General features: G+C 72.2%; 13 protein-coding genes and 1 pseudogene. 7 read left to right on the plus strand and 7 right to left on the minus strand.

The genetic code is table 11. The features are described from left to right. Positions 1-115 precede the first annotated feature (115 nt). On the minus strand, positions 116-532 hold the full coding sequence (locus IE312_RS13575; protein WP_189981486.1) for a Fur family transcriptional regulator: 417 nt from the start codon (positions 530-532) through the stop codon (positions 116-118). Positions 533-677: 145 nt separating this feature from the next. Between IE312_RS13575 and IE312_RS13580 the strand changes: the two genes are divergently transcribed. Continuing rightward, positions 678-2,132 carry a catalase gene (locus IE312_RS13580; protein ID WP_189981488.1) on the plus strand — a complete coding sequence of 485 codons (1,455 nt, stop codon included), beginning with the start codon at positions 678-680 and terminating at the stop codon, positions 2,130-2,132. A 68-nt stretch (positions 2,133-2,200) separates the two neighbouring features. Here IE312_RS13580 and IE312_RS13585 read toward each other — a convergent pair whose 3' ends face one another. Next, complete coding sequence (locus tag IE312_RS13585; protein WP_189981490.1) at positions 2,201-2,596, minus strand: CBS domain-containing protein; 396 nt, start codon at positions 2,594-2,596, stop codon at positions 2,201-2,203. 145 nt (positions 2,597-2,741) lie between these two features. Next, positions 2,742-3,542, minus strand: coding sequence for a histidinol-phosphatase (gene hisN, locus IE312_RS13590; protein WP_189981492.1), 801 nt, complete (start codon positions 3,540-3,542; stop codon positions 2,742-2,744). A 173-nt stretch (positions 3,543-3,715) separates the two neighbouring features. On the opposite strand from hisN, the gene IE312_RS13595 reads away from it, so the two are divergent. Then, positions 3,716-4,321: a TetR/AcrR family transcriptional regulator gene (locus IE312_RS13595; protein ID WP_189981495.1), complete on the plus strand. Its 606-nt coding sequence runs from the start codon at positions 3,716-3,718 to the stop codon at positions 4,319-4,321. A 30-nt stretch (positions 4,322-4,351) separates the two neighbouring features. Here IE312_RS13595 and IE312_RS13600 read toward each other — a convergent pair whose 3' ends face one another. The 4 genes from IE312_RS13600 to IE312_RS13615 all read right to left on the minus strand — a co-directional run bounded on the left by IE312_RS13600 (position 4,352) and on the right by IE312_RS13615 (position 7,851). Then, positions 4,352-4,675, minus strand: a complete 324-nt coding sequence (locus tag IE312_RS13600) for a DMT family transporter (protein ID WP_189981497.1) — start codon at positions 4,673-4,675, stop codon at positions 4,352-4,354. Between the two features lie 85 nt (positions 4,676-4,760). Further along, entirely contained in the window at positions 4,761-5,771 is a 1,011-nt protein-coding gene (gene rsgA / locus IE312_RS13605) for a ribosome small subunit-dependent GTPase A (protein WP_189981499.1), read from the minus strand. An 11-nt stretch (positions 5,772-5,782) separates the two neighbouring features. Further along, positions 5,783-7,099 (minus strand): 3-phosphoshikimate 1-carboxyvinyltransferase, encoded by a 1,317-nt coding sequence (gene aroA, locus IE312_RS13610; protein WP_189981501.1) that lies wholly within the window; start codon positions 7,097-7,099, stop codon positions 5,783-5,785. A gap of 29 nt (positions 7,100-7,128) precedes the next feature. Further along, entirely contained in the window at positions 7,129-7,851 is a 723-nt protein-coding gene (locus tag IE312_RS13615; RefSeq protein WP_189981504.1) for a M50 family metallopeptidase, read from the minus strand. 50 nt (positions 7,852-7,901) lie between these two features. Here IE312_RS13615 and IE312_RS13620 point away from each other — a divergent pair, with 50 nt between their 5' ends. The 5 genes and pseudogenes from IE312_RS13620 to IE312_RS39885 all read left to right on the plus strand — a co-directional run. After that, the gene (locus IE312_RS13620) at positions 7,902-8,717 is read left to right on the plus strand and encodes an SOS response-associated peptidase (protein WP_189981506.1); all 816 of its coding nucleotides are present in this window, start codon (positions 7,902-7,904) and stop codon (positions 8,715-8,717) included. 1 nt (position 8,718) lies between these two features. Then, positions 8,719-9,348: an alpha/beta hydrolase family protein gene (locus IE312_RS13625; protein ID WP_189981508.1), complete on the plus strand. Its 630-nt coding sequence runs from the start codon at positions 8,719-8,721 to the stop codon at positions 9,346-9,348. A gap of 255 nt (positions 9,349-9,603) precedes the next feature. Further along, entirely contained in the window at positions 9,604-10,299 is a 696-nt protein-coding gene (sigR, locus tag IE312_RS13630; RefSeq protein WP_189981511.1) for an RNA polymerase sigma factor SigR, read from the plus strand. After that, positions 10,296-10,607: a mycothiol system anti-sigma-R factor gene (gene rsrA, locus IE312_RS13635; RefSeq protein ID WP_189981513.1), complete on the plus strand. Its 312-nt coding sequence runs from the start codon at positions 10,296-10,298 to the stop codon at positions 10,605-10,607. The genes sigR and rsrA overlap by 4 nt, the downstream gene beginning before the upstream one ends. 167 nt (positions 10,608-10,774) lie before the next feature. Continuing rightward, positions 10,775-11,036 (plus strand): annotated as a pseudogene (locus IE312_RS39885) (HD-GYP domain-containing protein); the annotation flags it as partial.

Genomic DNA, 11,036 nt, shown 5'->3' on the forward strand with positions numbered 1-11,036 from the left:
CGAGGGCCGGAATCCAGAGATGGGTTCCGGCCCTCGGTTTTTTGCGTGTGCTTTTTGCGTGTGCGCACGGCGAGAGCCCCGGCGGTCGCCGGGGCTCTCGGGGAAGCGGGGGGTGCTAGGCGCTCGCGCAGTCCGGGCACAGCCCCCGGTACGTCACCTCGACGTCGGAGACCGTGAAGCCGAAGCGTTCGGCGTCGGGAAGGTCGGCGAGGGGGTTCCCGGTGGGGTGGACGTCACGGATCGCGCCGCACCGGGCGCAGACCAGGTGGTGGTGCGGGCGGTGCGCGTTCGGGTCGTACCGCTTGGCGCGCTTGTCCGTGGTGACTTCCAGCACCTCGCCGAGCGAGACCAGCTCGCCCAGGGTGTTGTAGACGGTCGCCCGGGAGATCTCGGGCAGCTTGGCGACGGCCCGGGAATGGACCTCGTCCGCGGTCAGGTGGACGTGCTCGCCGTTCAGGACCTCGGCCACCACGCGCCGCTGCGCGGTCATCCGCCATCCGCGTCCACGCAGCCGTTCCAGAAGGTCGCTCATGGCCACCAGCCTAACAGGAAGAGTCACCAGATCGGGAATAGGTGTGACTTTGGATCGTCGTTTGACTTAGACAAAGTCCATTGTAGGATCGAGAACGGTTTTGGCCGCAGGACAGGACTAGTCAGTGATGACGCAGGAGGCGCACGTGACGCAGGGACCGCTCACCACGGAGGCCGGTGCCCCGGTCGCCGACAACCAGAACAGCGAGACGGCGGGCGTCGGCGGGCCGGTTCTGGTCCAGGACCAGCTGCTGCTGGAGAAGCTGGCCCACTTCAACCGGGAGCGCATCCCGGAGCGCGTGGTGCACGCCCGCGGCGCCGGCGCCTACGGCACCTTCACGGTGACCGCCGACGTCACCCCGTACACGCGCGCGGCCTTCCTCTCCGAGGCCGGCAAGCAGACCGAGGTCTTCCTGCGCTTCTCCACCGTGGCCGGCAACCTCGGTGCGGCGGACGCCGTCCGGGACCCGCGCGGCTTCGCGCTGAAGTTCTACACCGAGGAGGGCAACTACGACCTCGTCGGCAACAACACCCCGGTCTTCTTCATCCGGGACGCCATCAAGTTCCCGGACTTCATCCACACCCAGAAGCGCGACCCGTACACCGGCTCCACGGAACCGGACAACGTGTGGGACTTCTGGTCCCTGTCGCCGGAGTCGACACACCAGGTGACCTGGCTGTTCGGCGACCGCGGCATCCCGGCGTCCTACCGCCACATGGACGGCTTCGGCTCGCACACCTACCAGTGGAACAACGCGGCCGGCGAGGTCTTCTGGGTCAAGTACCACTTCAAGACCGACCAGGGGATCAAGAACCTCACCGCCGAGGAGGCCGACGTCCTCGCGGGTCAGGACCCCGACTCCCACCAGCGCGACCTGCGCGAGGCGATCGAGCGCGGCGAGTTCCCGAGCTGGACCGTGGGGGTGCAGATCATGCCGGCGGCGGACGCGGCGGCGTACCGCTTCAACCCCTTCGACCTGACCAAGGTGTGGCCGCACGCGGACTATCCGGTCATCGAGATCGGCAAGCTGGAGCTGAACCGCAACCCGCGGAACATCTTCGCCGAGGTCGAGCAGTCGATCTTCTCCCCGGCGCACTTCGTGCCCGGCATCGGCCCGTCCCCGGACAAGATGCTCCAGGGCCGGCTCTTCGCGTACGGCGACGCGCACCGCTACCGCGTCGGCATCAACGCCGACCACCTGCCGGTGAACCGCCCGCACGCCACCGAGGCGCGCACCAACTCCCGGGACGGCTTCCTCTACGACGGCCGGCACGGCGGGGCGAAGAACTACGAGCCGAACAGCTTCGGCGGACCGCAGCAGACCGGCCGCCCGCTGTGGCAGCCGGTCGACGGCCTCACCGGCGGCACCGGCAACCACCCGACGCCGCTGCACGCCGAGGACAACGACTTCGTGCAGGCCGGCAACCTCTACCGGCTCATGACGGAGGCGGAGAAGGAGCGGCTGATCGCCAACCTCGCGGGCGCGATCTCCCAGGTGTCCCGCGCGGACATCGCCGACCGCGCGATCGGCAACTTCGCGAACGCCGACGCCGACTTCGGCAAGCGGCTGGAGGCGGCGGTGCGGGAGCTGCGCGGCTGAGCCGGCCGCCCTCGCGGCCGGGCGGGCCGGACCGCAAGGTGCTCATGGGTCCGGCCCGCTCCGCGCGTTCAGGGCACGGGGGCCGGATCGCGGGCCGGGACCCAGCTGCGGATGATGTCACGGACCGAGACGATCCCGGCCACGTCGCCGCGGTCGAGGACGACCAGGTGGCGGAAGCCGCCGTGTGCCATGGCGCGGGCCGCCTCCTGGAGGGTCCAGTCCGGGGCGGCGAAGACGACGTCGGTGGTGGTGTGGGCGTGGGTGCGTTCCGTGTCCGGGTCCTGGCCGAGGCCGACGGAGTTGAGGATGTCGCGTTCGGTGAGGATGCCGATGCCGCCGGCGTCCGGGTCGAGGACCACGGCCGCGCCGACGCGGCGGGCGGACATCAGGGCCGCTGCCTGACGGAGGGTGTGGGCGGGGCCGAGGGTGAGGATCACCGAGCTCATGGCGTCACGGACGAGCATGGATGGGCCACCTCCTTGAATCCGTGCTTGGTTCACGGATTCACAATTTCACAAGTGGGGGTGGACCCACAGTGCCAGGTAAAGGAAGAGCCAACAAGGGGGAGCGCGACGCGAGTCGAGGGCGTGCGCGGGCTTCTCCCTCGCCTCAGTGGCGCCCGCCGAGATACCCCAGCAACTCGTCGTGCAGCAGGCCGTTGGACGCCGCCGCGTTGCCGCTGTGCGGGCCCGGGCGGCCGTCGAGGCCGGTGAAGGTGCCGCCGGCCTCCGTCACGATGATCGCGTTCGCGGCCATGTCCCACAGGGACAGCTCGGGCTCCGCGCAGAGGTCGACGGATCCCTCGGCGACCATCATGTACGGCCAGAAGTCGCCGTACGCGCGCGTGCGCCACACCTGACGGGTCAGCTCCAGGAAGCCGTCCAGGCGGCCCTGCTCCTCCCAGCCGGACAGCGAGGAGTACGCGAAGGAGGCGTCCGCCAGCTTGCCGACGCGGGAGGCGTGGATCCGGGTCGCCGAGGTGAGGTTGCGGCCGGTGAAGGCGCCGTGCCCCTTGGCGGCCCACCAGCGGCGGCCGAGGGCGGGGGCGGAGACCACGCCGACGACGGGCTGGTAGCCCCCCTCGCCGGCCTCCATCAGGGAGATCAGCGTCGCCCACACGGGGACGCCGCGGACGTAGTTCTTGGTGCCGTCGATCGGGTCGACCACCCAGCGGCGGGGACCGGTGCCCTCGATGCCGTACTCCTCGCCGAGCACGGCGTCCCTGGGACGGGCGCGCTGGAGCTGGCCGCGGATCAGTTCTTCCGCCGCCTTGTCCGCCTCGCTCACCGGGGTCATGTCCGGCTTCGTCTCCACCTTCAGGTCGAGGGCCTTGAAGCGGGCCGTGGTGGCGGCGTCGGCCGCGTCCGCGAGGACGTGGGCGAGGCGGAGGTCGTCCAGGTAGTCGGGCATGCAACGAACGGTATCCGCCGTGGCCGGTGCGGGGCCACCAGGGGCGGGCCGGTGAGAGCGGGCGCCGGGGGCGGCCGAACACACCCCCGTACTTCCCCCGAACCCTTGACAGTGCATACAAGGGCGTCAAATCTGGGCGCACTGTCGCTCTGCTCTGGTTCAGGGAGGCACGGATGCCCGCTGCCCGGGAGTCGCTGCTGGACGCCGCGTACACGGCGCTGACGCGCCGGCCGTGGTCGGCGGTGCGGATGGTCGACGTGGCGGCGTCGGCCGGGGTGTCCCGGCAGACCCTGTACAACGAGTTCGGCAGCAAGGAGGGCCTGGCCCGGGCGCTGGTGCGGCGGGAGGCCGACGGATACCTGGCCGGCGTCGAGCGGGCCCTGGCCGGCTCCACCGCGCCACGCGTCCGGCTGACCGCCACCGCCGAGTGGACGGCCGCCGCTGCCCGGGACAACGCGCTGGTCCGGGCGATGCTCACCGGATGCTGGACCGAGCGGCTGCCGAGCCCGCCGCTCACCGCCGCACCCTCCGCCTCCCCGGTGCCGGCGCAGCGCCGGGCGGACGCGCCGCTGCCGGCGCCCCGGGACTTCGTACGGATCGTCCGGGACCGCGCGGCGACCGCGCTGGCCGGTCCCGGCGCCACCCCCGCGTACACCGCGGAGCTGCTGCGCCCCTGCGAACTGGTCGTCCGCCTGGCCCTGTCCTGTGTGGCGGCGCCGCCGGGGGAGGGCGGGATGGCGGAGCTGGTCCGGGCGGTGCTGCCGCGGCACCTGGTGTGAGCCAGCCTCGGGCGCCGTCCTCGTGAGCCTCTAGTGCGCCGACCCCGACAGCTGCAGTCCGATGACCCCGACGATGACCAGGCTGATGGAGACGATCTTGAGGGTGGAGACCAGGTCGCCGAGGAAGACCATGCCGTAGATCGCGGTGCCCGCCGCGCCGATGCCGGTCCACACGGCGTAGGCGGGGCCGACGTCCAGTTTCCTCAGGGACAGGGTGAGCAGGCCGAAGCTGCCGAGCGCGAACGACGCGAAGGCGATCGTCGGCCACAACCGGGTGAACCCGTGCGAGAGCTTGAGGCACACGGCGAAGCCGGTCTCCAGCATCCCGGCCACTATGACCAGCAGCCACGCCATGTACGGTCCTCCCGTTGGGTCCGGATCTCCGGCTCGGTGCGATTATGCACTTACCCGACCCCCGCCACACCGCACAACGCCAGGCTCAGTCGCCTTCCTTGCGCTCCCGGGTGGCCAGCAGCCGGCGCAGCGAGTACAGCCGCGCCGGATCCGCGTGCCCCTCCGCCACCCACGCGTCCAGCGCGCAGTCCGGCTCGTCGTGGCTGCACGCGCGCGGGCAGCCCTCCGTACCGGGTTCGAGGTCCGGGAAGGCGTGGATCACCCGCGACGGATCGACGTGCGCGAGTCCGAAGGAACGGACGCCCGGCGTGTCCACGACCCAGCCGTCCGCGCCCGCCAGCGGCAGGGCCAGGGCGGAGGTGGTGGTGTGCCGGCCGCGGCCCGTCACCGCGTTCACATGTCCCGTCAGGCGCCGGCGCTCCTGCGGTACCAGCGCGTTGACCAGGGTCGTCTTGCCGACCCCCGAGTGCCCCACGAATGCGGTGATCTTGCCGGCCAGGTGGGCGCGCACCCGGTCCGCCGCGCCGCCGTCCGCAAGCTCCTCCCGGCTGGTGACGACGTAGGGGATGTCCAGGTCGCCGTACAGCTCCAGCATCTTGTCCGGCGGGGCCAGGTCCGACTTGGTCAGCACCAGCAGCGGCTCCAGGCCGCCGTCGTAGGCCGCGACCAGGCAGCGGTCGATCAGCCGGGGCCGCGGCTCCGGGTCGGCCAGGGCCGTCACGATCGCCAGCTGGTCGGCGTTGGCGACGACCACCCGCTCGTAGGGATCGTCGTCGTCGGCGGTGCGGCGCAGCACCGACGACCGGTCCTCGATGCGGACGATCCGCGCGAGCGTGTCCTTCTTGCCGGACAGGTCGCCGACCAGGGCCACCCGGTCGCCCACCACGGCCGCCTTGCGGCCCAGTTCCCGGGCCTTCATCGCCAGGACGGCCCGGTCCTCCACCAGGCAGGTCAGCCGCCCCCGGTCGACGGTGAGGACCATGCCCTCGGCCGCGTCCTCGTGCTTGGGCCGGATGTTCGTCCGCGGCCGGTTGCCCTTGCGGTTGGGACGGCTGCGGATGTCGTCCTCGTCGGTGTGCTTGCCGTAACGGCGCATGACGTACGTCCCTACTGCCCGAGCATCCCGGTCCACAGCTCGGGGAAGTCCGGCAGGGTCTTCGCCGTCGTCGCCACGTTCTCGATCCGCACGCCCTCGACCGCCAGGCCGATGACCGCGCCGGCGGTCGCCATGCGGTGGTCCTCGTAGGTGTGGAAGACCCCGCCGTGCAGCGGGCGCGGGCGGATGTGCAGGCCGTCGGCCGTCTCGGTGACGTCACCGCCCAGCTCGTTGATCTCCTTGGTGAGCGCGGCCAGCCGGTCCGTCTCGTGCAGCCGCAGGTGGGCCACGCCCCGCAGGGTCGAGGGTGAGTCGGCGAGCGCGGCCACCGCCGCGATCCCCGGGGTCAGCTCGCCCACGTCGCCCAGGTCCACGTCGATGCCGTGGATCCTCCCCGAGCCGCTGAACTCCAGCCCGTACTCGGTCAGTTCGCAGGAACCGCCCATCTCGGTGAAGATCTCGCGCAGCCGGTCGCCCGGCTGGGTGGTACGGGCCGGCCAGTCGGGGACCAGCACCCTGCCGCCGGTGACCAGGGCCGCCGCCAGGAACGGCTGCGCGTTGGACAGGTCCGGCTCGATCGTCAGGTCCCGGCCGAGCAGCGCGCCCGGCGTCACCCGCCACACGTTCGGCTCGCCGCCCGACTCCGGGGTGTCCACCTGGGCGCCGACCGCGCGCAGCATGTCCACCGTCATCCGGATGTGCGGCATCGAGGGCAGCGTCGCCCCGGTGTGCCGGACCTCCACCCCCTGGTTGAAGCGCGGGCCGGACAGCAGCAGCGCCGAGACGAACTGGGACGAGGAGGAGGCGTCGACCGACACCGGACCGCCGTCCAGGGCCCCGCCGCCGTGCACGGTCAGCGGCAGCGCGCCCCGCCCGTCGTCGTCGATGCGCGCGCCGAGCACCCGCAGTGCGTCGATCACCCCGTTCAGCGGCCGCTCGTACGACCGCGGGTCGCCGTCGAACCGGATCGGACCGTCGGCCAGCGCGGCCACCGGCGGCAGGAACCGCATCACCGTGCCCGCGTTGCCGACGTCGACCGTGGCCGGGCCGCGCAGCTCGGCGGGCAGCACCCGCCAGGCCTCGCCGGTGCCGTCCGGGCCCACGCCCTCCTCGATCTCCACGCCCAGGGCCCGGAGGGCCCCGGCCATCAGCAGGGTGTCCCGGGACCGCAGCGGCCGGCGCAGCCAGCCGGGCTCGGAGGCCAGGGCGGCCAGGACCAGGGCGCGGTTGGTGACCGACTTGGACCCCGGCACGTGGACCGTCGCGTCGACGGCTCCGCTCGCGTGCGGGGCGGGCCAGAGGGCGGTGGAGGAGGTGTTCGGGGCCATGGGCCCCACTTTATAAGGAGGGCCCGGTCTCAACCCTCCAGCAGCCAGCGTCCTGCGCCGATCAGCGAGCACAGGGACACCGCGTGGAACAGGAACAGCCACAGGCCCGCCGGGACGTGCGTCAGCCGGGACAGCTGGTCCGCGTCCGAGTCCCCGGCCCCGCCCCGGGACCGCTTGGCCTGCAGTTCGAACGGCGGCCGTACCCCGCCGAACAGCAGGAACCACACGACCGCGTACGCGAACGCCGCCTGCACCTGCGGTCCCGCCAGCCAGGACACCAGCAGGAACGCACCGCCCGTGAGGAGCACGGTCAGCACGCCGTACGCGTTGCGGATCATCACCAGCATCGCCACCAGCAGGGCGGTGGCCGCCCACAGCAGCAGGGTGATGCGCCCGGTGGCCAGCAGCGCGGCCCCGCCGAGGCCCAGCAGCGAGGGGGCGGTGTACCCGGCGGCGGCCGTGAGGATCATCCCGAGCCCGTACGGCTTGCCCCGGCTCACGGTCAGCCCGCTGGTGTCGGAGTGCAGGCGGATGCCGGTGAGCTGCCGGCCGGTGAGCAGGGCGACCAGGCCGTGGCCGCCCTCGTGCGCGATGGTGACCGCGTTGCGGGATATCCGCCACAGCGGGTGCGGGACGACCACGGCGAGCGCCGCGACCGCGGTGGCCAGCACCACCCACAGGTCGGGATCGGGCTGGGTGCCGGTGAGCCGGTCCCAGAGGTCGGGCAGCGCGGTGGCGGCGAGGCTGTCCATGTGTGCTGACGGCTCCGTTTCGCTGGGCGGAATCTGGCAGTGTTGCACGTATGTGCGGACGGTATGCATCGAGTCGTGGGCCCGAGGATCTCGCAGGAGTCTTCGAGGTCGAGACGTGGGAGCCCGAGGAACGCCTGGAGCCGGACTACAACGTGGCGCCGACCAAGGAGGTCTACGCCGTCCTGGACCGCCCCCTGAAGGACGCGGACCCGTCCCGTCCGGTTCGCCAGCTGCGCAGGCTGAAGTGGGGCCTGGTCCCGTCCTGGGCCAAGACCCCGGAGGGCGGTGCCCGGATGATCAACGCCCGTGCGGAGACCGTGCACGAGAAGCCCGCCTACCGGCGCGCCTTCGCCGCCCGCCGCTGCATCCTGCCGGCCGACGGGTACTACGAGTGGGTCACCGGCAGCCAGGAGCGCGAGCTGGAGGTGGAGGGCCGCAAGAAGCGGCCGCGCAAGCAGCCGTACTTCGTGCTGCCCGCCGACGGCTCGGTGTTCGCGATGGCCGGCCTGTACGAGTTCTGGCGCGACCGCACGCTGCCCGACGACCACCCGCGGGCCTGGTGGGCCACCTGCTCGGTGATCACCACCGAGGCGGAGCGGACCCCGCTGGCCGTCGCCCCCGCCGAGGGCCCGCACTCCCTCGCCGACATCCATCCCCGGATGCCGCTCATGCTCACCCCGGACCGCTGGGACGCCTGGCTCGACCCCTCCCGTACCGACCCCGACGGCCTGCGCGAGCTGCTCGCCCCGCCGCCGGCCGGCCTGATGCGCGCCCACCCGGTCTCCACCGCCGTCAGCAACGTCCGCAACAACGGCCCGGAGCTGCTGAAGGAACTGGAGGCACCGGAAGAGGGCACACTCTTCTGACGTGACTACACAGACGGTCGGTACGGACGCCGGGGACGCCCGGATCACCTGGCACCCGGCGAGGAACGCACGGCTGGTGCTGGCCGTCGGCCACGGCGCCGGCGGCGGCATCGAGGCCCGCGACCTGACGGCCCTCGCGGCCGCGCTGCCCCGGCACGGCGTCACCGTCGCCCTCGTCGAGCAGCCCTGGCGGGTCGCCGGCAAGAAGGTCGCGCCCGCCCCGAAGACCCTGGACACCGGGTGGCGCGGGGTGTGGCCCGCGCTGACCGGACCCGGCCTGCCGGTGATCTCCGGCGGGCGCAGCGCGGGCGCCCGCGTCGCCTGCCGCACGGCCGCCGAACTGGGCGCGCACGCGGTGCTCGCCCTGAGCTTCCCGCTGCACCCGCCGGGCAGGCCGGAGAAGTCCCGCGCCGCGGAACTGCTGGGCGCCGGGGTGCCCACGCTCGTCGTGCAGGGCGGGAACGACCCCTTCGGCAGGCCGGCGGAGTTCCCGGAGGGCGGCTTCGAGCTGGTCGAGGTGGCGTACGGCGATCACGGCTTCGCGGTGCCCAAGCGCGCGGGACTCACCCAGGAGCGGGCGCTGGAGATCATCACGGGCGCGGTGCGGGAGTGGGTCGTGTCACTCGGGTGACCCGGGAATGCCGGGTGGTGGCGTGCTGTTGATGCCCACAGAAGTGCTGGAGGCCTCGGCACCGACGTCGTGGGAGAGGAAGTCCGCCGCATGGGTTCGACCGCATGCCCGAGCCGTACGCGTAGCGCTGACCTGGACTGGACGGTGCTCCACGCGGCCAGGACCACGCCTATTCGAGGGGCGGCAGGCACGGGTGGTGTTCTATCCTCCGAAACGAGTGGGACCGGTTTCGGTCCCGCCCGGGATCTTGAGGAGGTGGGTCCGGTCACTGGGACCGACGCAGGGACCGACAACGGCCAGGCGGAGCTGCCCGAGGGCCAGGGCGCCGGCGCGGACGCGTCCGACGAGACGACCGCGGAGCGCAGCGCGCGCTTCGAGCGGGACGCGCTCGAATTCCTCGACCAGATGTACTCGGCCGCCCTGCGCATGACGCGCAACCCGGCCGACGCGGAGGACCTGGTGCAGGAGACGTACGCCAAGGCGTACGCGTCCTTCCACCAGTTCCGCGAGGGCACCAACCTCAAGGCGTGGCTGTACCGGATCCTCACCAACACCTTCATCAACTCCTACCGCAAGAAGCAGCGCGAGCCCCAGCGCTCCGCCGCGGAGGAGATCGAGGACTGGCAGCTCGCGCGCGCCGAGTCGCACATGTCGACGGGTCTGCGCTCCGCCGAGTCGCAGGCGCTCGACCACCTGCCCGACTCGGACGTGAAGGAAGCGCTGCAGGCGATCCCCGAGGAGTTCCGCATCGCCGTCTACCTCGCGGACGTAGAGGGCTTTGCGTACAAGGAGATCGCGGACATCATGGGGACACCCATCGGTACGGTGATGTCCCGGCTGCACCGGGGCCGCCGCCAACTGCGCGGCATGCTGGAGGACTACGCCCGTGAGCGCGGCCTGGTCCCGGCCGGCGCCGGAGAGTCGAACGAAGCGAAAGGCTCGGGCTCATGAGCTGCGGAGAGCCGCACGAGACGGACTGCAGTGAGGTCCTGGACCACCTCTACGAGTTCCTCGACAGCGAGATGCCGGACGTCGACCGCGACAAGTTCCAGCACCACTTCGAGGAATGCTCGCCGTGCCTGGAGAAGTACGGCCTGGAGCAGGCCGTGAAGAAGCTGGTGAAGCGGTGCTGCGGGCATGACGACGTGCCCTCCGATCTGCGGGCCAAGGTCATGGGCCGGATCGACCTGATCCGCTCCGGGCAGACCGTGCCGGAGCACGACGTGACCAAGGCCCCGGCGGCACCGCAGGAGTCCTGACCCCCCGGGGACCACCGGACGGACCCGCCGAAGGATCACCGGAAAGGATCACGGAAGGGTCGTATCACCCGAACGTGCTAATCCTCAGGTCATAAGCCCCGAACCCCCCGGTCCCGCCCTACGCTCCGAGCCTGACAGGCACGGTCGGCGCATCGGGGAGGGGCGTGATGGACGCGGTACCGGCGCGGGCGCGCGGCTACGTCGCCGCCGTCGCCCTCCTCGCCGTCCTCTGCCTGCTGCCGCTGCCGGCGACACCCACCCCGTGGTGGGCGCTGGGTCTGCTCGCCGCGCTCTGCGCGGCCAGCGAGCACGCCGTGCGGCGCCGCTGCGGCGGCACCTTCTACCCCGTCCTGCTCGCCGGCGCGTTCCTGCTGCCCCCGGCCGCCGCCGCGCTCGTCCCGGTGCCCGCCGGGCTGCTCTCCCCGGTCG

It is taken from the genome of Streptomyces capoamus, assembly GCF_014654935.1.
In the GTDB taxonomy this organism is placed as follows: Bacteria; Actinomycetota; Actinomycetes; order Streptomycetales; family Streptomycetaceae; genus Streptomyces; species Streptomyces capoamus.

Coding starts and splice junctions, on each gene's coding strand:
- IE312_RS13575 (WP_189981486.1), bottom strand. CDS start 532: ATGAGCGACCTTCTGGAACGGCTGCGTGGACGCGGATGGCGGATGACC.
- IE312_RS13585 (WP_189981490.1), bottom strand. CDS start 2,596: ATGCTCGTCCGTGACGCCATGAGCTCGGTGATCCTCACCCTCGGCCCC.
- hisN (WP_189981492.1), bottom strand. CDS start 3,542: ATGCCCGACTACCTGGACGACCTCCGCCTCGCCCACGTCCTCGCGGAC.
- IE312_RS13595 (WP_189981495.1), top strand. CDS start 3,716: ATGCCCGCTGCCCGGGAGTCGCTGCTGGACGCCGCGTACACGGCGCTG.
- IE312_RS13600 (WP_189981497.1), bottom strand. CDS start 4,675: ATGGCGTGGCTGCTGGTCATAGTGGCCGGGATGCTGGAGACCGGCTTC.
- rsgA (WP_189981499.1), bottom strand. CDS start 5,771: ATGCGCCGTTACGGCAAGCACACCGACGAGGACGACATCCGCAGCCGT.
- aroA (WP_189981501.1), bottom strand. CDS start 7,099: ATGGCCCCGAACACCTCCTCCACCGCCCTCTGGCCCGCCCCGCACGCG.
- IE312_RS13615 (WP_189981504.1), bottom strand. CDS start 7,851: ATGGACAGCCTCGCCGCCACCGCGCTGCCCGACCTCTGGGACCGGCTC.
- IE312_RS13620 (WP_189981506.1), top strand. CDS start 7,902: ATGTGCGGACGGTATGCATCGAGTCGTGGGCCCGAGGATCTCGCAGGA.
- rsrA (WP_189981513.1), top strand. CDS start 10,296: ATGAGCTGCGGAGAGCCGCACGAGACGGACTGCAGTGAGGTCCTGGAC.